Raw genomic sequence first — 21,246 nt, 5'->3', positions numbered from 1 at the left:
GTTGCACGAGGGGGGTGGCCTTCTTGGCGGCGGACTTGCGCGGGCGGGCGTCAGCCCTGGTCGTCGTCGCGGGCGCGGGCCGCTCGGGCCGAATGGTGGGTCTCGCCCTCCTGCGGCTCGTGCCACGACCCGGCCCGCGGCTGCGGCCCGCGTACGGGGCCGCGCCGGCGCTGGAGAGCGCGGGCGCCCCACCAGAACGCGAGCATCAGCACGCCGACGATGACGATGCCGAAGACCACCGCCCACGCGGTGATGCTCGACGACGCCAGCTCGGTGGTCTGCCGCACTGCTGTGATCACGGAAATCCGCCTCCCTCGCAAGTCCAATCCGCGCGCACGGCGGATCCGCTCCCGGTCACGGCCGGAAGAGCATCTTGATGGCGCCGTCTTCCTTCTTCTGGAAGGTGGCGTAGGCGTCCGGCGCCTCGTCGAGCGGCACGTGGTGCGTGGCGAAGCCGTCCACGCCCAGCGGGTCGTCGTCGGTGAGCAGCGGCAGGATGTCGTCCGTCCAGCGGCGGACGTTGGCCTGCCCCATGCGCAGCTGGACCTGCTTGTCGAACATGGTCAGCAGCGGCATCGGGTCGGCCGCGCCGCCGTAGACGCCGCTGACCGAGATCGTGCCGCCGCGCCGCACCAGGGCGATGGCCAGGTCCAGCGCGGCCATCCGGTCGATTCCGGCGACCTGCATGAGCTTCTCCGCCCACGCCGCGGGCAGCATGCCCGCCGCGGTCTGGGCGATCCGGGCGGCCTGGCTGCCGTGCGCCTCGGTGCCGACGGCGTCCACGACCGCGTCCGGGCCGCGCCCGTCGGTGAGGTCCTTGACGGCGTCGGTCAGCTCGTCGCGCGAGTCGTACTCGCGCAGGTCGAGGACGGTCGCGCCGTCCGCGCGGGCGCGCTCCAGCCGCTCGGGCACCAGGTCGACGCCGATGACCGTGCCGGCGCCCAGGTGCTTCGCGATCCGGCAGGACATCGCGCCGATCGGGCCGAGGCCCAGCACCGCGACGCTGCCGCCCTTCGGCACGTCGGCGTACCGCACCGCCTGCCACGCGGTCGGCAGCACGTCCGAGAGGTAGACGAAGCGGTCGTCGTCCGGGCCGTGCGGCACCTTGACGGGGCCGAACTGGGCCTGCGGGACGCGCAGGTACTCCGCCTGGGCGCCGGGCACCGCCCCGTACAGCTTGGTGTAGCCGAACAGCCGCGCGCCCATGCCGTGCTCGGTGACCTGGGTGGTCTCGCACTGCGTGAACAGGCCGCGCGAGCACATCCAGCACGTGCCGCAGGCGATCTGGAAGGGGACGACGACACGGTCGCCGGGTTTGAGGTTGCCGACCGCCGGGCCGGTCTCCTCCACGATGCCCATGGGCTCGTGCCCGAGGATGTCGCCGGGTGTCATGAACGGTGTCAGCACCTCGTACAGGTGCAGGTCCGATCCGCACAGCCCGGACGAGGTGATGCGGATGACGGCGTCGGTGTCCTCCTCGATCCGTGGATCGGGGACGTGCTCCACCCGGACGTCCCGCTTGCCGTGCCACACGGTGGCGCGCATACGTCTGCACCTGCCCTTCGGGTGTCCTTCCGGCGTCCCTGCCTCGCGCTCTCCGGCCGCACCGGGACGTTCCCGGAATCGGGCGGCCACCGTTGCGGGTGCCCTGAATGTCCACCGCGAAACGGGCCGCGCCATGGTGTTTTGCGGCGAAATAGGCGGAAACACGCCTTTGTGGGACACCCGAGCGCGACCGCGGAAGACGGCCGCCCGCCCCGTACCCCAGGAGGCCGGACATGGCCGTACGCCACCAGCTCGTCAGACGCCCCCGCGAGGACGTGTGGAAGGTGCTCGCCGACCGCGACGCCTACGCCGACTGGGTCGCAGGGACGTCCGCGTCGCACGGCGGCAGCGGCGACTGGCCGCAGGAGGGCGCGAGCCTGGAGTACGACGTCAGGCTCGGCCCCTGGTCGCTGAGCGGCAGCACGGTGGTACGCGAGCAGCACCGGCCCTCCCGGCTCGCGCTGGAGATCGACAGCGGCGCGCTGGGCACCGCCCGCGTCGACATCGAGGTCCGCCCGTGGGGGAAGGACAGCCTGGTCATCGTGGACGAGCACCCGCTGACCGGCGTCGCGGGCAGCGCGCACAACGCGGCCGTGGACGCGATCCTGCACTGGCGGCACCGCCGCATGCTGGGCCGCCTCGCCCAGGTCGTCGAGGACCGGAGCGGGGGAGCGCCGGCCGGGGGCGGTGACCGCCGTGGCTGACGCCGTCGTCGTCGGCGCCGGTCCCAACGGCCTGGTCGCCGCGAACGTGCTCGCCGACGCGGGATGGAGCGTCGAGGTCCTGGAGGCGCAGGACGAGCCGGGCGGCGCCGTCCGCAGCGACCGGGCCGTGGACCCCGACTTCGTGACCGACGTCTTCAGCGCCTTCTACCCCATGGCCGCCGCCTCGCCCGTCCTGCACGCGCTGGAGCTGGAGAAGGAGGGGCTGCGCTGGAGCCACGCGCCCGCCGCCCTCGCCCACCCGCTCCCCGACGGCCGCTGCGCGGTCCTCTCCCGCGACCCGGACGCCACGGCCGGGAGCGTCGACTCCTTCGCGGCGGGCGACGGCGCGGCCTGGCACGAGTGGTACGCGCTGTGGCAGCGCCTCGGCGGCAGCCTGCTGGACTCCCTGTTCACCCCCTTCCCGCCGCTACGGGCCGGCGCCCGGCTGGCGGCGCGGCTGCGGGCGGCGGACGGCCTGCGCTTCGCACGGATGATGCTGCTGCCCGCCCGCCGGCTGGCCGAGGAGCAGTTCGCGGGCGAAGGCGGCCGGCTGCTGCTCGCGGGCAACGCCCTGCACGCCGACCTCGCCCCGGAGAGCGCGGCCGGCGGCGCCTTCGGGTGGCTGATGTCGATGCTCGGCCAGGACGTCGGCTTCCCCGTGCCCGTCGGCGGCGCGGGCGTGCTCGCCACCGCGCTGGCCGGGCGGCTGGAGCGGCACGGCGGCTCGGTGCGCTGCGGCGAGCGCGTCGCCGAGGTCGTGGTGCGCTCCGGCCGCGCGGTCGCGGTGCGGACGGCGAGCGGCGAGGAGGTGCCCGCCCGCCGCGCGGTGCTGGCCGCCGTCCCGGCGCCGCTGCTGTACGCGGGCATGCTGCGGCCCGCGGACCTGCCCGCCGGGCTGCTGCGGCAGCTGCGGACCTTCCAGTGGGACTTCTCCACCTTCAAGGTGGACTGGGCGCTCGACGGGCCGGTGCCCTGGACGGCCCCGCCCGCCCACGGCGCGGGGACACTGCACCTGGCCGACGGCGTGGACGACCTGACGCGCTTCGCGGCGCACCTGGCCACCCGCCGGGTACCGGACCACCCCTTCGCCCTCTTCGGCCAGATGACCACCGCCGACCCGACCCGCTCCCCGGCCGGGACCGAATCCGCCTGGGCCTACACGCACGTACCGCAGACCGTCGCGGGCGACGCGGGCGGCGACGGCCTCACCGGCAGCTGGGACGAGCGCGAGCGCGACGCCATGGCCGACCGGATCGAGCGCCACGTCGAACGCTACGCACCGGGCTTCCGCGCCCTCGTCCGCGCCCGGCGGATCCTCGCGCCCCCCACCCTCCAGGAACGGGACGCGGCGCTCCAGGGCGGCGCGGTCAACGGCGGCACCACCGCGCTCCACCAGCAACTGGTCTTCCGCCCCGTCCCCGGCCTCGGCCGCCCGGAGACACCCGTACGCGGCCTCTTCCTGGCCTCGTCCTCCGCCCACCCCGGCGGCGCGGTGCACGGCGCCCCCGGCGCCAACGCCGCCCGCGCGGCCCTGTCGCTGCCCCCGGTGAACACCCTGCTCAGCCGCGCCCAGCGCGGACTGGCGGGCGGATGAGCCGCGGCCGACGGGCAGCGCCCGCTGCCCGTGCGCGCCGCGCACGGGCGGGACCCCGCCAGCCCACGACCCATGAGAACCCCGAACCCACGACCACGGAGGAGACCCCGTATGCCCGGCACCACTCACGAGGACAACCCCGACGCCCCCTCCCGCACTCCCGCGCGGCCCGGCCGCCGGGACCGGTGAACGGCGAGGAGGCGGCAGTGGACAGCTCCGACGACACCCACATGACCCCCGACCTCCCGCCGCGGGTGGGCACCCCCGACCTCGCGGGGCAGGGCGGCCCGCGCTCGGACGAGCCGCGCGAGCGGCGCGCCGAACCCGGCGGCGCGCGGCCCCGGACCGCCCGCGGGCGCGGGAAGGCCCCACGGCGTCCCGTCCGGTGACGCGACCGCGGGGCCCTCGCCGAAGGTCACCACCGGTACCGGCGACGGCGTCCCCCGCCCTCCGCCGCCCGGACGGCGGAACCGGGCAGCCGGACGACGAGGACCACGGCGGCGACCCCCCCCGAGGCCTCCGGGGCGGAGCCGAAACCGGAGAGGGCCACCGCCGCAGCAGGACGGGAAGCAGCGCGGCCGCGGTGCCGTCCTTCCCGGCGCCCGCCCCACCGGCCCTTCGTCCGGGCGGCGGCGGTGGACGGGCCGCCGCGGCGGTGGTGTGCGACGGTCGGACGGACAGCCGGGAAGAGGTGACCGCGGGTGAAGCGAGGAAAGACCGGACGGGCGGCGGAGCTGCTCCGCCGGGCGCTGCCGGATCCGCAGGGACCCGGGCGGGTCCTCGCGCTGATGGGCCGTGTCGAGCGGGCCGAGGCGCTGGACGCCCCCGCGGAGCTGCTGCGGCGGGCCGTGCGGTCGGTCCCGCTCGGCGGTGGCCGGGACGCCCTGCACGGCCGGTGGCTGGGCCATCCCCTGCACCCCGTCATGGTGGAGCTGCCGGTCGGGGCGTGGACGTCCGCCGCGCTGCTGGACTGGATGCCCGGCAGGGGCCGGGCCGCCAGGCTGCTCGTCGCCGTGGGACTGTGCGGCGCGGCGCCCGCCGCCGCGGCCGGACTCGTCGACTGGGCCGAGCTGGAACCCGAGCAGGCCCGGGTCGGGCTGCTGCACGCCACGCTGAACTGCGCCGCCGTCGCCTGGTACGCCGCCTCGCTCGCCGCGCGGCTGTCCGGCCACCCCGTCCGCGGGCGCGCCTACGCGTTCGCCGGGCTGTGCTCGGTGGGCGTCGCCGCGGCCGCGGGCGGCCACATGGCCTACCGCCAGGCGTCCGGCGCCAACCACGCCGAGGCCGTGGCCCGCCGGGTGCCGCCCGGCTGGCACACGGTGGGCCGCGTCGACGACCTGCCGCACGGGCGCCCCGTCCAGCGGACGGTGGGCGACGTCGCACTCGCCGTGGTCCGGGGCGCCGACGGCTCCTGCGCCGCGCTCGCCGACCTGTGCAGCCACGACGGGGGCCCGCTGTCGCAGGGGCGCGTCGAGGACGGCTGCCTGCGCTGCCCCTGGCACGGCAGCGCCTTCCGGCTGGCCGACGGCTGGAACGCCGCCGGCCCGGCCACCGCCCCCCAGCCCGTCTTCGACACCCGGGTCCGGGACGGCGAACTGCAGGTACGGCTGCGCACCCCGCCGCCGGCCGCGCACTGACCGCACCGCCGCGGGCCGGACCGAGGCCCGTACGCGGCGGCGCTTCGACCGGCCCGCCCGGGGTAGGCGCAGGCCGGTGCCGGACGGCACGGGAGCAGGTGCTGGACATGGACGACGAGACGGGCCGGGCCCTCAAGGACGCGCTCGACCGGCTGGCGCTGCTGTCCGCGGCCACCACGGCGCTGGCCAGCACGCTGGACGCGGACGCCGGGATGCGCCGGGTGGCCCGCACACTGGTGCCGCAGCTGGGGGACTGGTGCGCCGTGCACGCGGTCGACGACGGAAAGGTCCGCGAGGTCGCGGTGGTGCACCGCGACCCGGCCGGGCTCGCCGACGCGGGCGTCGGCGACTCCTCCTACGCGCTGCCCGTCGCCCTGCCCTCGGGCCGCGGCCCGCTCGCCAGGGCGCTGCACGGCGAGGGGCCGCTGCTGGTGCCGCGCGCGGAATTCCCGTCCCCCGGCGAGCCCGGCGGGGCGCAGGAGCGCGAACCGGCGCCGTACGACCGCTTCGACACCGAGACGCTGCTCGTCGCGCCGCTGCTGGTGCGCAAGGAGGTGCTGGGGGTGCTCATGCTCGGGCGGGGCGCCGGGCGGGAGCAGTTCCGGCCCGAGCACCTGCCGCTGGTGGAGGACCTCGCCCACCGCATCGGGCTGAGCCTGGACAACTACCGGCTGCACCGCGAGACCCAGCGCATCGCCGAACGGCTCCAGCGCTCGCTGCTGCCGCCGCTGCCCGGCATCGACCCGCTGCGCATCGCCGCGGGCTACCAGCCCTCGCAGACGACCGCCGAGGTCGGCGGCGACTGGTACGACTGCTTCGTGCTGCCGCAGGGCGACATCGCGCTGATCATCGGCGACGTCACCGGGCACGACCTCCAGGCCACGGTCATGATGAGCCAGCTGCGCAACATGCTGCGCGGCGTGGCCTGCGACCGGCAGGAACCGGCCGGGAAGATCCTCTCCCGGCTCGACCGCGCGAGCCACACCCTGCACCCGGGCACCACCGCCACCTGCGTGTACGCCCTGCTCAAGGGGGAAGCGGGCGGACCCTGGGAGGTCGAGTGGTCGCGGGCCGGGCACCCGCCGCCGCTGCTGGTGACCGCCGACGGCGACAGCCGCCACCTCGACGCCTCCGGCGGGCTGCCGCTCGGCGTCAGCGTCGAGATCGCGCGCACCGAGCACCGGACCGCGCTCCCCGCGGGCTCCACCCTGCTGCTCTACACCGACGGCCTCGTCGAGCGGCGCGGCGAGGTGCTCGACCGCGGCATGACCCGGCTGCGCCGCGAGGCCGCCTCCCGCGCCGGAGAACCGGTGGAGGCCTTCGTCGGGCAACTGCTTCACGGCATGGGCGCCGACGCGGACGACGACATCGCGCTGCTGGCCGTGCGGATGCCCTGAGCTGCGGGTACGTCGTGGCCGTCCGGCCGCCGCGGTGCCGCGTGCGTCAGGACGTTCTGGTGACGGCCCGACACCACCCCACCGGGGCGCCTCGACGACGGGGCCGATGACGTCGGAGTACCCCGCGGAGGTGCCCGCACGTACCGGGCCGGACTCCCGGGCGGCGCCGGACACGCCGCAGCTCACGCCCCCCGTCAGTTGTGGCAACCCCGCCCCCGGTTACGCTTCTGCGCCATGACCGGCCGACCGAGAAACACCGCCCTCGGGGCGCGAGCATGAGCGTACGCACCCGGGTCTCCGCCTACGCCGTCGCGCCGCGCGACGGCCACCTGCTGCTGGCCCGCCTCGCCGCCACCTCGCCCGTCTTCGCCCCCGGCCTGTGGCACCTCCCCGGCGGCGGCATCGACCCGGGCGAGCAGCCCGTCGAGGCCCTCACCCGCGAACTGCACGAGGAGACGGGCCTGGACCTCACCACCGCCCGGCTGCTCGACGCCCGCACCTACGCGGCGAGCAGATTCGGCGTGGACTGGCACCTGACCGCCCTCTTCTACGCCGTGGAGCTCGGCGGGACACCGCCGACCGTGACCGAGACCGACGGCACCACCGACGCGGCCGCCTGGATCCCGCTGACCGGGCTGCGCGAGGCCGACCTCTCCCCGCCCGCCGCCGACGCCGTCCGGCTGCTCGGCGTGCCCGCCCGCTGACGTACCCTCAGCTGCATGCCGCAGCCCGCCGCCCCGCACCCCCTGAGCCCCGAAGCCTCCTACGCGTCCCGCCCGCCGGTCTCCGTCGGCGCCGCGCTGCTGTTCGGCAACGCGGCGGGGGAGGTGTTGCTGGTCAAACCCGCCTGCGAGCCGCGCTGGGCGATCCCCGGCGGGGCCATGGGGGCCGGTGAGACACCCCGGGCCGCGGCGCGCCGCGAGGCACGCGAGGAGATCGGCCTCGACGTGGAGCCCGGACGCCTGCTGTGCGTCGACTTCGTGCCCCCGGCGGGCGACCGCCCGACGCCCGGCGTGATGTACGTCTTCGACGGCGGCCGGCTGACGGACGCCCAGCAGGCGGCCGTCCGCCTCCCCGCCGACGAGCTGACCGACCACCGCTTCGTCGCGCCCGAGGCCCTGCCCGACCACCTCGGCGGACTGCTCCTGCGCCGCGTCCGCGCCGCCCTGGCCGCCCGCCGCACCGGGATCACCGTGGACCTGGAGGACGGCCGCCCGCCCGCGGAGTCCGGCGGCGGGCCGGACGTCCGCCGGTGACGTCCGCCCGCTGGAGCACCCACGCCGTCGAGGTCGCGGGGGACCGCGTGACCAAGCGCTTCCTGCCCGGGGCGAGGGGCGCGCCGAACGCTACGGCCATGCGGTAGATCCACGTGCAGCAGACCCGGGTCGAGGACGCCTGGGCCGCCGGGAGGGAACGGGCCGCGAAGTGGCTGGAAGGACTGGCCCGTTGAGGTGGAACCTGCGGCTGACCGCCGCGGACAAGGCTATCTGGAAGGCGTCCGAGCTCCAGCGGAGCCTGGCCGGGCACGGCTTGGTGATCTCGGCCGGCAAGATGTCCGGGCTGTGGTCTGGCCGGCCGGTCTCGCTCACGCTGGAGGACCTCGACGTCATCTGTGGGGTCCTCGGCTGCGAGATCGGTGACCTGTCGATCTCCGAACCCGGGAAGGTCCCCCGCCCCGGCCGGGCAGAGGAGACCGAACGGGTCGTGGTCGGCGCGGGAACCGCCGCACCGAAGGTGATCCCCAAGCGCCGGGACGGCCGGTCGCTGCCGCCGCATCCAGCCGCTGAAGTGGGACTACTGCCGTCTGTGCTGGTGCCGGGCTCGCCTCAGCGCGAAGGCCGTCGCCGGCCATCCCGCGGAGGAGACGGACGTGCGGGAGCGGCTCGCCGCCGTCCGGCATCACCAGCTGTTCTTCGTCGGAATGCACTACCGCAGAAAACCGACCCCCTCGGCACCGAGGCGCGGAGGGCGGCGGAGGGCCCCGAGCAAGCCGTCTCCTGCACCGGCCTGGCGCCCGGATCCCGGCTGGCGGCAGCTACCCGGGCCCTGGACGTGCCGGTCGGCCACGCCGTCACGGTCATGGACGACATGGGGATCTTCGAAGATGACGGCGAACCCTCCTTCGAACGCCGGCTCGTCGAGAGGCTGGAGGGTCGCGCACCCGGCATCCGCTCGGAGGCCGAGCGCTGGTCCCGCGTCCTGCGCGACGCCGGCCCCCGCAGCCGCCCGCGACGGGAAGGCACGGTCTGGCTCTACCTCAACCGGGTCCGCCCGGCTCTGCCGGGATGGTCGAACCCCTACGACCACCTGCGCGAAGCAACCCGCGACGACGTCCTCACCGACGTCAAGACACTGCACGGCCACCAGGAGACCGCCACGAGGACCAGCCGCGCCGGCAACCACTGGATCAGCGCCGCGATGCGCGGCCAGGACGCGACCCGGAGCGACTCCGCGTCGACCGCCGGCTCGAAGAGGCCATGGTCAAGGGGCCTGACCCACTCCGTCTCGCCGAGGTGTTCGGGCTCGACGGGAAAACCGCGATGCGCTGCGCGGACTCCGCACGGGTGCTACCGGAGCAGGCTGCCGACACCGACCCCGTGAAGGTGGAATCCTGAGGAGTACACCGGAGCTGTCCGCAACCGGCGGCGTCACAGACGGTCGGGGTGTGGGGTGCCCGCGCCGCGGAGCAGTGTGTCCACGACGAGCATCGCGAGGGCGTCGGTGTCCTGCTCGTTCTTGTTCTGTGCGGCCTCGTGGATGAGGGCGTAGTAGACGCGACGGGTCCAGGGAATGTCGACGTCGGCGCGCAGGACGCCTGCCTCCCGGGCCCGGCGGAACAGCTGTTCGCACGTGTCCCGTACATCGCCGTGGACGCGCGCCACCTCCGGGTTGACCGAGGAGGCATGGCTCATCGCAAATCCCCAGCTGACCTTGATGCTGAGGACGTTCGCCGTCGTCTGGTAGAGGGCGACCAGCGGCGGAGCCGTGTCCGGGTGGGCGGCGCCTACCGCCGCGGCGAACCGCTCGGTGGCCCACATGGCCAGGGCGTCGATGAGCGCTTCGCGGGTGGCGAAGCGCCGGTGCACGGTGGTGCGGGCGACACCGGCGGCTTCAGCGATCTGTTCCATCGTGGCCGCGGGGTCGCGACTGAGGGTGCGTTCGGCCGCCTCGAGGATCGCCGTCATCGTCCGCTCGGCGTCCGCGCGCAGCGGCCGACTGCTGGCGGGTGCCGACTGCCTCTGCGTCTTCATGGAGAAAGCATACGGCAGCGTCACCGTTCATCACAGAGTTGCATCACCGATGTAGCAAGTTGTAGCTTCACTGCGTCCCGCTTGATGCGACTGGAGATACCTCCTGGAAGGCTTGGAACACGTGGAGTACACCCGCCTCGGCCGCAGCGGCCTCTCGGTGTCCCGACTCGTCCTCGGCACCATGAACTTCGGGTCGCGAACGTCCGAAGAGGACAGTCACGCGATCATGGACCGTGCGCACGAGTACGGCATCAACTTCTTCGACACGGCCGACTCCTACGGCGTACAGCAAGGCGATGGCCTCACCGAGCAGATCCTCGGCCGGTGGTTCACCCAGGGCGGCGGCCGGCGCGACAAGACCGTCCTCGCCACCAAGGCCTACCAAGCGGTGGGGGACGGGCCCAACGAGAACGGGCTGTCCGCGCTGCACATCCGCCACGCGGTCGACGCGTCACTGAAACGGCTGCAGACCGACTACATCGACCTATTCCAGATGCACCACATCGACCGGAGAACGCCGTGGGAAGAGATCTGGGAGGCATTCAGCGTCCTGCGGCAGCAGGGCAAGGTCCTCTACTTCGGCTCGTCCAACTTCGCCCGCTGGCACATCGCGCAGGCGCAGGAGGCCGCGCGGTCGCGGCACTTCCTCGGACTGGTCAGCGAGCAGTCGATCTACAACCTCATGACCCGCTGGGCCGAGCTGGAGGTGCTGCCCGCCGCACGGCACTACGGGCTGGGAGTGATCCCGTACTCGCCGCTGCACGGCGGAATGCTCAGCGGTGTCCTGCGCAAGCAGCGTGCAGGGCTCGCCGTCCGCAGCGGCTCCGGAATCTGGGCCGCCGCCTTCGCCGAGCAGCGAGAAGCCGTCGAGGCATACGAGAAGTTGTGCGCCGAGATCGGCCAGGACCCCGCCCACGTCGGACTGGCGTGGCTGCTCGCGCAGGACGGGGTGACCGGGCCGATCGTCGGGCCACGGACAGCCGGGCAACTCGACGGAACGCTGCGCGCACTGCAGATCACCCTCGACGGCGACACTCTCGCCAAGCTGGACGAGATCTTCCCTTCTCCCGCACCCAACGGCGCCAGGCCCGCTCCCGAGGCGTACGCCTGGTGAAGGCCGGCTCGTTAACGGGACGCCCTCATCGGGGACGAACACTCCGCGGACAGGAAGCGATCACGGGAGGAGGCCTGTCCGCGCGGGGGCCTTCCAGGACGCGGCCCGCGGCCGGGTAGACCTGGCCCGGATCGAGCGTCACGGGGAGGACATCCTGCGGATCACCCGTTCCATCCTCGCCGGCGCGGTACGCGCCCACGACGTCGTCCGCATGCTGTCCCGGCGTGAGCCCTTCGCCGCGGCGGTCTGCGCGCGGGTTGGGAAACCGGTCTGCGCGGTCCGCCCGCCGGGGTTCTTCGCCCAGTTGGTGCTGCTGGCGCTGCTACGTGCCCCCGCCCGCGAACTCCATGGGCGGGAACTGTCAGAACTGACCGGACTCATGCCCGGCACCACCCACCCAGTCCTGCTGCGGCTGAAGACCGAGGCGTGGCCCACCTCCCGCAAGGAGGACATCGACCCCCACCTGGGAAAGCGGCCTGCCCGCCGCTACTACCGGTTCACGGCGAACGGCGCAGCACAGGCCGGCGCTGCCATGGTCACTGCCCGCCGCCCCCGCAGCACCGCCCTGCGTGGCCCGGCCGAGGAAGGCGCGACCTCCTGGTGGCCTCCCTTCTCCGCAGACGACGTCAACAGTCCCTCAAAACCGCAGCGCGGAGCCTCGGTACCGTGGTCGCGATCACCCTCACCGGCACTCGGACAGCCGGACGCGCGGCCCTCCGGTCAACGACGTGCGTCACCGGGCGCGAGGAGGCTGGTCACCTCGGAGACCGCCTCGTGCCGATGTTCCACAACCCCCTCTTCGTGCTCCCCCAGGACGACCCGGACGACCCCCGCAACCCGCCCGGCACCGCCGACCGGCAGGCGGCCCGGCCGCTGGAGCTGCTGGGCTGACGGACCGCCGGTTCAGCGGCCGAGCGGGAACGACTCCCGCAGGTGCCAGCGCGTGCCGTCGAAGGCCATCAGGTCCACCGCACGGACGCGCGAGGCGACGGGCAGCCGGGCGGCGAGCGCGGCCTCGACGTCCGCCAGGACCGCCTCGTCCTGGCCGTCGGCGACCGTCAGATGCGGGACGACACCGGCGAACCGCCCGCCGTACGGGGGCGCTTCCGGCCAGCGCGCGGCGACCGCCACGCTCAGCTCGGCCAGCGGCCCGTCCGGCTCGGGAACGAGGTACAGCACCCCGGGGAAGCGGCCGCAGCGACGGAACGCCACGTCGAAGGCGGGCCGGCCGGCGAGGAGCGCCGCGAGGTCGGCGCGGGTCGCGCGGTCGAGGCGGTTCCCGTCGAGGAAGGGCACGAGCACCGTGACGTGGGCGGGCACCCCGGCGCGGGCCGAGGGATCGTAGCGCTCCCGCCACCCGCCCACCGCCGGATCCGCCTCCGGAACCCGCACGACGAGCGCGGTCTGCCCCACCCGGAAGCCCCCGCCGTGCGCACCGCCGACCGCCGCGTCGTGCGCGGGGCCGTCCGCGCCGCCGTGAGTGGCACCGTCCGCCGCGGCGAGGGCCCCGCCGCGTGCGGCACTGTGCGCGCCGCCCGCCCCGCCGCCCGCCCCGCCGTGCGCGGCGCCCTTCGCCGCGTCGTCCGTTGCGTCCTGTGTTCCGCCGTCCGCCATGGCGCCGCATCCTGCCACGCCCCGCCCCGCCGGGGCTTCCGATATCCGGTTGAGCGGGGGGACCGGCTGGGCCGAGACTGCGGGGCGTGACCGACAGCGCGCGCGACCTCGTGACGCGGCACTTCGCGTGGAGCGGCGGGCACGCCGACGTCTGGGCCGTCTTCCGGGACGCCGCCGCGCTCGGCGCGGTCGTCGGCGCCCTCGTCGAGCCCTTCCGCGACGCCGGGGTCACCGCGGTGTGCGGGGTCGAGTCGCGCGGCTTCCTGCTCGGCGGGGCGGCCGCGGTGGCGCTGGGCGTCGGGTTCGTGGCCGTCCGCAAGGGCGAGGCGCTCTTTCCGGGGCCGAAGGCCGAGCGCCGCACGGCCCCGGACTACCGGGGCCGGCAGCATGTCCTGCGCCTCCAGCGCGCCGCGCTCGCCCCCGGCGACCGGGTGCTGCTGGTCGACGACTGGATCGAGACGGGCAGTCAGGCCGCCGCCGTCCGTGCGCTGGCCGCCGGGTGCGGCGCGGAATGGGCCGGGTGCAGCGTCGTCGTCGATCAGCTCCCGCCCGCCGGGCACGCGGCCCTCGGGCCCGTCCGCTCGATCCTGACCGCCGCCGAACTCCCGCCGGACGGCACCCTGCACGGCCGCCGCCCGCCTCCCGTCAGACGTCCGGGTCGTCCATGATCTCCCGGACCTCCTGCGCGCAGCGGCACGAGGCGGCGAACCCGGCGGCCCACCGCAGGGCCTCCTCGCGCGAGGGCACGTCGATGACGGAGAAGCCGCCGAGGACGGCCTTGGTCTCCGGGAAGGGGCCGTCCGCGACCGTACCGTCGGTGGCCACCACGCTCGCCCGCTGCCTCAGCAGCCCGCCGCCGAAGACCCACACCCCGGCGGCCTGCGCCTCGCGCACCACCGCGTGCGTGGCCTCGGACACGGCGGGCAGCTCCTCCTCGGTGATGCCGTCCATCGCACCGTCGTCGAACGAGATCAGATACCGCGTCATCGATGGCTCCCTCGCCGTCGGGCCTCCGGTTCGCGCCCACCCTACGACGGCGGTCCCCGCGAGAACGCGCACGGCGCCGGACCGCCGCCGGACCACTGGTCCGTACCTGCCGGGCCCATCGCATTGACAGCGCCCGGCGTTCGCAGTTCGCTTCTGGTGGCATCTGTTGCTTTCAGGATCCCCCTCCCTGTCGACAACGTTGTCCGACCGGCGGAACCCCGCGGCGGACCCCACCGTCGACCAGACCTGAAAGGTCATCATGCGTCTGCACCTCCTGCGGTCCCCGCTGACCGCCCTGACGGCGGCGCTCGCCGCGCTGCTGCTCGGCGCCTCCGGCGTCCACGCGGCGAGCCCGCCCGCCGCGTCCGCCCCCACCGGTACGGCGGCCGCGGCGGCGGCCACCATCTGCAACGCCTACTGCGACGCCCGCGACCCCGCGCTGAGCACCCAGGACCGGCAGCCGGTCACCGCGAGCATCTTCTCCCGCACCCTCACCCTGCACTTCGACGACGCCGACGCGATGGGCTGGGCGTCCGTCGACAACGGCAACCCCGGCGACGAGGTGTGGCTGGACCGCTCCTTCGACGGCGGGCGCACCTGGAGCTCGGGCAGCAAGCTCGGCGACACCACCACGCCCACCGGGCAGCGCGGCTGGCGCACCCTCATGTACAACGTCGACGACTGGAACACCGAGGGCGTCGGCGCGCTGCGCGCCTGCGGCAAGGCCGGCGACCGCCCCGACATCGCCTGCACGCAGTGGGCGCGCACCACCTGGAACGCCTGGGACCGCCGGACGGCCGCCGCGACCGCGCTGATGGCGTCGTTCGACCGCGGCACCAAGCTCTTCGGCGGCAACGGCTGGTGGACCGGCGCGAACGCGCTGACCGCGATCATCGACAACGTCCGGGTCTCCGGCATGCCCAGCTACCGCTACGCGGTCTCCGAGACGTACGACGCCAACCTCGGCGCCCAGCAGGGCAACTTCACCAACGACTACCTGGACGACACCGGCTGGTGGGGACTGGCCTGGGTCGACGCCTACGACCTGACGGGCGACAGCCGCTATCTGGCCACCGCCCGCGCCGACGCCGACCACATGACCGCCTACTGGGACGGCACCTGCGGCGGCGGTGTGTGGTGGAGCCAGGCCCGGTCGTACAAGAACGCCGTCACCAACGAGCTGTACCTCCAGCTCACCGCGGCCCTGCACAACCGTATCGCGGGCGACACCGCCTACCTGGGGCGGGCGCGGGCGGAGTGGGCGTGGTTCCAGGGCAGCGGGATGATCAACGGCGACCACATGATCAACGACGGCCTCACGGGCGCGTGCGCCAACAACGGCCAGACCACCTGGACGTACAACCAGGGGGTGATCCTCGGCGGGCTCACCGAACTGTCCCGCGCCACCGGCGACACCGGGCTGCTGACCACCGCCCGCACCCTCGCCGACGCCTCCACCGTACGGCTCGCGCAGAACGGGGTGCTGCGCGAGCCCGGCGAGGGCGACTCCTGCACCGGCGACGGCCCCAGCTTCAAGGGCGCCTACGTACGGGGCCTGGGCAAGCTGAACACCGCCCTGTCCGGCCGCCCCTACAGCGGTGTGCTGAACACCTGGGCCGACTCCGCCTACGCCCACGACCGCAACGCCCTCGACCAGTACGGCCCGCACTGGGCCGGAGGCGCGGGCAGCAGCGACTACGGCTGCCAGCAGAGCGTCCTGGACCTGCTGAACGCGGCCGGCTGACGTACCGCGGGACCGGCGCGCCCCGCCCGGCGGCGGGGCGCGCCGGAACGGGTCAGACGGCCCCGGTGCCGGCCAGCACCGAGCGGTGGATCTCCTCCGCCCGCACCGCCACGGTCGACAGCAGCGTGCTGGTCAGGCCGTGGCTGTGCTCGGTGCCGCCCTGGAGGTAGATGCCCGCGCTGACCTCCGGCAGCGTCGCGACCCGGTGGTCCCGGCCGACCCGGACGGCGTCCCCGTCGGTGCGCAGGCAGAGCTTGGCGGCCTCGCCGAGCAGCGCCGTCAGGTCGCGGGGGCGGTAGCCGGTGGCGAGGACGAGCACGTCGGCCGCCAGCACCTGCCGTTCACCGGTGGGCAGGTACTCCACCGTGACGTCGAGGCCGCCGTCGCCCGGCTCGACACCGCGGATGCGGGAGACGTTGAGGAAGCGCAGCCGCTCGCGGCCGGCCACCTTCTGCCGGTAGGCGGTGGCGTACAGCGCCTCGATCAGCTCCATGTCCACCACCGAGTAGTTGGTGGAGCGGTGGTAGTCCAGCAGCGACTGCTTGACCTCGGAGGGCGCCGAGAAGTAGACGTCGACCGCTTCGGGATCGAAGATCCGGTTCGCGAACGGGCTGTCGTCGGCCGGGGTGTAGCCGTACTTGGTGAAGACCGAGCACACCTCCGCGTCGGGGAAGGTGCGGTGCAGGTAGTCCACCGCCTCGGCGGCGCTCTGGCCCGCGCCGAGCACCACCACGCGCCGGACCGGGCCGCCGGCGGCGGCGAGTTCCGCGGCCCGCGGTATCAGCTGGCTGTTGTGCCAGACGCGGTCGGTCAGCTCCAGCCCCGGCGGCACGTGCGGCTCCAGGCCCGCGGCGACGCTGACGTTGCGGGTGCGGTGCGTGACGGCCGGTCCGGTTCCACCGGCGCCGCGGCTGGTGACGTCGAAGCAGGCCACGTGCCCGTCTCCGTCCCGCACCGGGACCACCCCGGTCACCTCGCTGCCGTAGGCGACCAGGTGCGCGACCCGGGCGGCGGCCCACTCGAAGTACTCGTGGAACTCCATCCGCAGCGGGAAGAGCGTCTTCTGGTTCAGGAAGTCGATCAGCCTGCCCCGCTCGTGCAGGAAGCACAGGAAGCTGTAGTCGCTGGTCGGATTGCGCAGGGTGACGAGGTCCTTGAGAAAGGACACCTGCATCGTGGCGTCGTCGATGAGCATCCCCCGGTGCCAGCCGAAGCGCGGCTGGCGTTCCAGGAAGAGCGCGTCGAGCCGGCGGTCTGCTGCTGTGAGCCCCGCGTTGTGCTCCTCAACCGCGATGGACAGAGCGAGATTTGACGGGCCGAACCCTACGCCGATGATGTCGTGGACGACGTCGGGACCCATGTGCGGTGACTTCACTTCGGTATCGCCTCCCTCAGGCAGGGCCATGCTAGATAAGGTAAGCCTTACCTAGCAATGGAGCCTTCGGAGGGGAACAACTGTCATGCGGGTCGTCATGCTCGGTTACCAGACGTGGGGTCACCGCACGCTTCAGGCGCTGCTGGACTCCGCACACGAGGTGGTCCTGGTCATCACCCATCCGAAGAGCGAGCACGCCTACGAGAAGATCTGGGACGACAACGTGGCCGAACTGGCCGCGAAGCACGGCGTGCCGGTGCTGCTCCGCAACCGCCCCGACGACGCCGAACTGCTCGCGGCCGTACGGGAGTCGCGCCCGGACATCATCGTGGCGAACAACTGGCGGACCTGGCTGCCGCCGGAGCTGTACGACCTGCCGCCGCACGGCACCCTCAACATCCACGACTCGCTGCTGCCGGCCTACGCCGGCTTCTCGCCCCTCATCTGGGCGCTGATCAACGGCGAGGAGCGCGTCGGCGTGACCGCGCACCGCATGACCGAACGGCTCGACGCGGGCGACATCCTGGTGCAGCGCGCGGTGCCGGTCGGGCCCGCCGACACCGCGACCGACCTCTTCCACCGCACCGTGGACCTGATCGCGCCCCTCGTGCACGAGTCGCTCGGCCTGATCGCCTCGGGCGCGGCGGCCGGGCAGTGGATGCCGCAGGACCCCGCCCGTGCCAGCTTCTTCCACAAGCGCGCCGCCGAGGACAGCCGCATCGACTGGACCTGGCCCGCCGAGCGCCTGGAGCGGCTGGTACGCGCCCAGTCCGACCCGTACCCCAACGCGTACGCCTTCCACCGCGGGGAGCGGCTGAGGATCGTCTCCGCGGGCGTCTCTGAGGGCCGTTACGGCGGCACCCCCGGCCGGATCTTCATCCGGGAGGGCGACGGCGTGGTCGTCGTCGCGGGCGCCGACGCGTACAGCGGGCGCGAGCGGGGTCTGCTGGTGCGCCGGGTGCGCACCGAGGACGGCGCCGAGCACGCGGCGGCCGACTACTTCCGCACCATGGGCGGCTATCTGACGTCCCGCCCGTAGCGGTCCCGGCGGAGGCCCGGCAGCCGCCGGGCCCCCGCCGCCCCGTCAGGCCGTTCCGGCCGCCGCGGGCGCGTTCGTGTCGTCGTGGTGCCGGCCCATCGGAATGACCAGCGGGGTGCCGCTGACCGGGTCGGGGACGACCCGGCAGCGCAGCCCGAAGACGTCCTCGACGGTGGCCTCGGTGACGACCTCGCCCGGCGCGCCCTCCGCGACGATCCGGCCGGACTTCATGGCGATCACATGGTCGGCGTACCGGCAGGCCTGGTTGAGGTCGTGCAGCACCATCACCACGGTACGGCCCTCGCGCCGGTTGAGATCGGTGATCAGGTCCAGCACGTCGATCTGGTGGGCGAGGTCGAGATACGTCGTCGGCTCGTCCAGCAGCAGCACCGGGGTGCCCTGGGCGACGGCCATGGCGATCCAGGCGCGCTGCCGCTGGCCGCCGGAGAGTTCGTCCACCGGCCGGTCCACCAGCTCGGTGAGGTCGGTGGCCGCGAGCGCGGCGCGCACCGCCTCCTCGTCCTTCGCGGACCACTGCCGCCACCACGTCTGGTGCGGTGCGCGGCCCCGGCCCACCAGGTCGCCCACGGTCAGCCCCTCGGGCGCCACCGGGGTCTGCGGCAGGATGCCGAGGCTGCGGGCCAGTTCGCGGGTCGGTATCGAGCGCAGCGCGGTGCCGTCCAGCTCCACGGCGCCCGCGCGCGGGGCGAGCAGCCGGGCCAGCGCCCGCAGCAGCGTCGACTTGCCGCACGCGTTGGCGCCGACGACCGCGGTGATCCGCCCGGTCGGCACGGTGAGGTCCAGGTCCTCCACCACGGGCCGGCCGTCGTAGGCGAGGTGCAGCTGCCTGGCCTGCAGCCGCGGGCCCGGCGGCGGTTCCGCCGCCTTCGCGGCGCCGGCGGGACCGGCGGACGGGCGCGGTGCGCGGGAGTCGGTGGTCGACATGGGATCAGCCTCCAGAGCCCGCGCGGTTGGCGCGGATGAGCAGCCACAGCAGGACCGGCGCGCCCAGGGCGCCGGTGACGATCCCGACCGGCAGTTCCGTCCCGTGGATCGCCTCGCGCGCGAGGAGGTCGGAGCCGAGGACGACGGACGCGCCGGTGAGACCGGAGACGAGCGGGGGCGGCGCCGAGGTGCCCGCCAGCCGCTGGGCGATCTGCGGGCAGGCCAGCGCCACGAAGGCCACCGGTCCGGCCGCGGCCGTGCCGAAGGCGACCAGGCCCACCGCGGCCAGCAGCAGGGCGAGCCGGACGCGCTGCACGGGCGTGCCGAGTCCGGCGGCCACGTCGTCGCCCAGTTGCAGGGTGCGCATCCAGCGGCCCATGCCCAAGGTGACGGGCAGCAGCACGGCCAGCGCGACGGCGAGCGAGTCCACCTGGCCCCAGGTGCGGCCGTTGAGGTTGCCGACGAGCCAGCCCATCGCCTCCTGCGCCTCGAAGCGGTTGCCGCGCGCCACCAGGAAGTCGGTGGCGCTGGTGCAGATCCACGACACGCCGATGCCGACCAGGATGATGCGGTAGCCGGTGGCCCCGCCCTTCCACGCCAGCGCGTACACCAGCAGCGCGGTCGCGAGCGCCCCGAGCAGGCCCAGCGTCGACAGGCCCAGGCCCCCGGTCCAGCCCAGGACCAGCGCGGCCACCACGGCGGTGCCGGCGCCCTCGGTGAGGCCGATCATGTCGGGGCTGGCCAGCGGGTTGCGGGTCATCGTCTGGAAGACCGCGCCCGAGACGCCGAACGCCACGCCGACCAGCAGCCCGACCAGGGCGCGCGGCAGCCGCAGATCGCGGACGACGGTCAGGGTGCCGGGGTCGCCGGCGCCGAACAGCGCCTTGACGACGTCCGGCAGGGACACCGGGTAGTCGCCGAGGGCCAGACCCCAGCAGAACAGCAGGAACGCCGCGGCGGCCATGGCCGCGCCGGTCAGCACCAGGCGGGGGCGCAGCACCCCGGACACCGGCGGCACGGCCAGCCGGAAGGGCCGGTCGCGCAGGGCCGCGCGGCGGGCCGTGGAGGAGGCGGCGGGGGAGGAGCGCAGGGACATCGTCACACCTCCGCGAGCTTGCGGCGGCGGACCAGGACGATGAAGAACGGCCCGCCGAGGAAGGCGACCAGGACGCCCGCCTGGATCTCGGTGGGGCGGTCCACCATCCGGCCCAGGATGTCGGCGGACAGCAGCAGGACGGGCGCGAGGGCGGCCGACAGCGGCAGCAGCCAGCGGTGGTCGGGGCCGATCCCGGCGGCCTGGGCCAGGACCCGGGCGATGTGCGGCACCACCAGGCCGAGGAAGACCACCGGCCCGATGACCGCGACCGACGCGCCGGTCAGCAGCATGACCGCGGTGACGCCCTGCAGCCGTATCAGTCCGAGCCGCCGCCCCAGCGAGGCGGCCACGTCGTCGCCGAGGGCGAGGGAGTTGAGCATGGGCGCGCAGGACAGCGCGAGGACGGCGCCGACGGCGAGGAAGGGCGCGACCCGCAGCAGGTCGCCCGAATCCACGTCGGCCAGCGTGCCCGCCGACCAGAAGCGGTAGCGGTCCAGCGCGTCCTGGTCGGTGAGCACAACGGCGCTGGTCAGCGACGACAGCAGCGAGGTGACGCCCACTCCGGCGAGTGCCAGCTTGACCGGGGTCGCCCCGGACCGGCCCATCCGCCCCAGCAGGAAGACCAGGACGCTCGCGACCAGCGCCCCGCCGAAGGCGAACCACACATAGCCGTAGAGCGAGGCGACCCCGAACACCGCGACCGCCAGGACGATCGCGAAGGACGCTCCGGCGCTGACCCCGAGGATGCCGGGGTCGGCGAGGGGGTTGCGGGTCAGCGCCTGCATCAGCGCGCCGGACAGTCCGAGCGCGGCCCCGGTGCACAGGCCGGTCAGGGTGCGCGGGACCCGTACCGACCAGATGACGTTGTCCACCAGGCGGTCGGGCGGGTGGCCGGACAGCGCTCCGGCGACCTGGCCGAGCGGGATGCTGAGCGCGCCCAGCGCGACGGACAGCAGGGACAGGAGGAGGAGCAGGGCGACGAGCACCGTCACCAGCACCGTGGTGCGAAGTCGTCTGCCTGGGGCCACATGAGCCACTTGAACCACTTGCCGGTCTCCATGCGCTGTGACGGTGGGCTGCGGGAACAGCCCCGGGATGCAGGTTAGGTGAGCTTAACCTCAGTTGCTGTGCCGGAGCAGGTCCGCACCGAGGGGGCCTGTTAAGTAAGGCTATCCTTACTTTAGGATGCGAGCGGTCCCGCGGC

General features: G+C 74.3%; 20 protein-coding genes and 1 pseudogene. 12 read left to right on the top strand and 9 right to left on the bottom strand.

Going from position 1 to position 21,246, the window contains the following annotated elements:
* Positions 1–50: 50 nt before the first annotated feature.
* Entirely contained in the window at positions 51–299 is a 249-nt protein-coding gene (locus ACWERV_RS26585) for a DUF6479 family protein (protein WP_452937514.1), read from the bottom strand.
* 55 nt (positions 300–354) lie between these two features.
* Positions 355–1,545: a zinc-dependent alcohol dehydrogenase gene (locus ACWERV_RS26580; RefSeq protein ID WP_452937511.1), complete on the bottom strand. Its 1,191-nt coding sequence runs from the start codon at positions 1,543–1,545 to the stop codon at positions 355–357.
* 233 nt (positions 1,546–1,778) lie between these two features.
* On the opposite strand from ACWERV_RS26580, the gene ACWERV_RS26575 reads away from it, so the two are divergent.
* The 8 genes and pseudogenes from ACWERV_RS26575 to ACWERV_RS26540 all read left to right on the top strand — a co-directional run.
* On the top strand, positions 1,779–2,249 hold the full coding sequence (locus ACWERV_RS26575; protein ID WP_452937508.1) for an SRPBCC family protein: 471 nt from the start codon (positions 1,779–1,781) through the stop codon (positions 2,247–2,249).
* Positions 2,242–3,843: a phytoene desaturase family protein gene (locus ACWERV_RS26570; RefSeq protein WP_452937505.1), complete on the top strand. Its 1,602-nt coding sequence runs from the start codon at positions 2,242–2,244 to the stop codon at positions 3,841–3,843. Before ACWERV_RS26575 ends, ACWERV_RS26570 begins: the two co-directional genes overlap by 8 nt.
* A gap of 206 nt (positions 3,844–4,049) precedes the next feature.
* Entirely contained in the window at positions 4,050–4,232 is a 183-nt protein-coding gene (locus tag ACWERV_RS26565) for a hypothetical protein (protein WP_452937503.1), read from the top strand.
* A 312-nt stretch (positions 4,233–4,544) separates the two neighbouring features.
* Positions 4,545–5,480: a Rieske 2Fe-2S domain-containing protein gene (locus ACWERV_RS26560; protein WP_452937501.1), complete on the top strand. Its 936-nt coding sequence runs from the start codon at positions 4,545–4,547 to the stop codon at positions 5,478–5,480.
* Positions 5,481–5,587: 107 nt separating this feature from the next.
* Positions 5,588–6,877: a PP2C family protein-serine/threonine phosphatase gene (locus ACWERV_RS26555; RefSeq protein ID WP_452937498.1), complete on the top strand. Its 1,290-nt coding sequence runs from the start codon at positions 5,588–5,590 to the stop codon at positions 6,875–6,877.
* Between the two features lie 275 nt (positions 6,878–7,152).
* Positions 7,153–7,581 (top strand): NUDIX hydrolase, encoded by a 429-nt coding sequence (locus ACWERV_RS26550; RefSeq protein ID WP_452937495.1) that lies wholly within the window; start codon positions 7,153–7,155, stop codon positions 7,579–7,581.
* A 15-nt stretch (positions 7,582–7,596) separates the two neighbouring features.
* On the top strand, positions 7,597–8,133 hold the full coding sequence (locus ACWERV_RS26545) for an NUDIX domain-containing protein (protein ID WP_452937493.1): 537 nt from the start codon (positions 7,597–7,599) through the stop codon (positions 8,131–8,133).
* A gap of 190 nt (positions 8,134–8,323) precedes the next feature.
* A pseudogene (locus ACWERV_RS26540) lies at positions 8,324–8,650 on the top strand (helix-turn-helix domain-containing protein); the annotation flags it as partial.
* Between the two features lie 875 nt (positions 8,651–9,525).
* On the opposite strand, the gene ACWERV_RS26535 reads toward ACWERV_RS26540, so the two are convergent.
* A complete protein-coding gene (locus tag ACWERV_RS26535) occupies positions 9,526–10,128 on the bottom strand; it encodes a TetR/AcrR family transcriptional regulator (RefSeq protein ID WP_452937492.1) in 603 nt (200 codons plus the stop codon).
* A gap of 121 nt (positions 10,129–10,249) precedes the next feature.
* On the opposite strand from ACWERV_RS26535, the gene ACWERV_RS26530 reads away from it, so the two are divergent.
* The gene (locus ACWERV_RS26530; RefSeq protein WP_452937489.1) at positions 10,250–11,242 is read left to right on the top strand and encodes an aldo/keto reductase; all 993 of its coding nucleotides are present in this window, start codon (positions 10,250–10,252) and stop codon (positions 11,240–11,242) included.
* A gap of 903 nt (positions 11,243–12,145) precedes the next feature.
* On the opposite strand, the gene ACWERV_RS26525 is transcribed toward ACWERV_RS26530, so the two are convergent.
* Positions 12,146–12,856: a 2'-5' RNA ligase family protein gene (locus ACWERV_RS26525; RefSeq protein WP_452937486.1), complete on the bottom strand. Its 711-nt coding sequence runs from the start codon at positions 12,854–12,856 to the stop codon at positions 12,146–12,148.
* An 86-nt stretch (positions 12,857–12,942) separates the two neighbouring features.
* On the opposite strand from ACWERV_RS26525, the gene ACWERV_RS26520 reads away from it, so the two are divergent.
* Positions 12,943–13,524, top strand: coding sequence for a phosphoribosyltransferase family protein (locus tag ACWERV_RS26520; RefSeq protein WP_452937483.1), 582 nt, complete (start codon positions 12,943–12,945; stop codon positions 13,522–13,524).
* On the opposite strand, the gene ACWERV_RS26515 is transcribed toward ACWERV_RS26520, so the two are convergent.
* Positions 13,502–13,843: a YciI family protein gene (locus tag ACWERV_RS26515; protein ID WP_398183920.1), complete on the bottom strand. Its 342-nt coding sequence runs from the start codon at positions 13,841–13,843 to the stop codon at positions 13,502–13,504. The two genes, ACWERV_RS26520 and ACWERV_RS26515, sit on opposite strands and share 23 nt — an antisense overlap.
* A 259-nt stretch (positions 13,844–14,102) precedes the next feature.
* Here ACWERV_RS26515 and ACWERV_RS26510 point away from each other — a divergent pair, with 259 nt between their 5' ends.
* Complete coding sequence (locus ACWERV_RS26510) at positions 14,103–15,587, top strand: glycoside hydrolase family 76 protein (protein WP_452937480.1); 1,485 nt, start codon at positions 14,103–14,105, stop codon at positions 15,585–15,587.
* Between the two features lie 52 nt (positions 15,588–15,639).
* On the opposite strand, the gene ACWERV_RS26505 is transcribed toward ACWERV_RS26510, so the two are convergent.
* Positions 15,640–16,947 (bottom strand): lysine N(6)-hydroxylase/L-ornithine N(5)-oxygenase family protein, encoded by a 1,308-nt coding sequence (locus ACWERV_RS26505; protein ID WP_452937520.1) that lies wholly within the window; start codon positions 16,945–16,947, stop codon positions 15,640–15,642.
* 100 nt (positions 16,948–17,047) lie between these two features.
* Between ACWERV_RS26505 and ACWERV_RS26500 the strand changes: the two genes are divergently transcribed.
* Entirely contained in the window at positions 17,048–18,001 is a 954-nt protein-coding gene (locus tag ACWERV_RS26500) for a methionyl-tRNA formyltransferase (protein ID WP_452937477.1), read from the top strand.
* Between the two features lie 45 nt (positions 18,002–18,046).
* On the opposite strand, the gene ACWERV_RS26495 is transcribed toward ACWERV_RS26500, so the two are convergent.
* The 3 genes from ACWERV_RS26495 to ACWERV_RS26485 are packed head-to-tail and all read right to left on the bottom strand — an operon-like array spanning position 18,047 to position 21,070.
* Positions 18,047–18,946 carry an ABC transporter ATP-binding protein gene (locus ACWERV_RS26495; RefSeq protein WP_452937474.1) on the bottom strand — a complete coding sequence of 300 codons (900 nt, stop codon included), beginning with the start codon at positions 18,944–18,946 and terminating at the stop codon, positions 18,047–18,049.
* A 4-nt stretch (positions 18,947–18,950) separates the two neighbouring features.
* A complete protein-coding gene (locus ACWERV_RS26490; protein WP_452937472.1) occupies positions 18,951–20,042 on the bottom strand; it encodes a FecCD family ABC transporter permease in 1,092 nt (363 codons plus the stop codon).
* A 2-nt stretch (positions 20,043–20,044) separates the two neighbouring features.
* Positions 20,045–21,070, bottom strand: a complete 1,026-nt coding sequence (locus ACWERV_RS26485; RefSeq protein WP_452937469.1) for a FecCD family ABC transporter permease — start codon at positions 21,068–21,070, stop codon at positions 20,045–20,047.
* Between the last annotated feature and the right edge of the window lie 176 nt (positions 21,071–21,246).

It is taken from the genome of Streptomyces sp. NPDC004031 (assembly GCF_053604375.1).
Note: the sequence above shows the minus strand (reverse complement) of the source record. Positions and strands in the feature narration are given on the sequence as shown.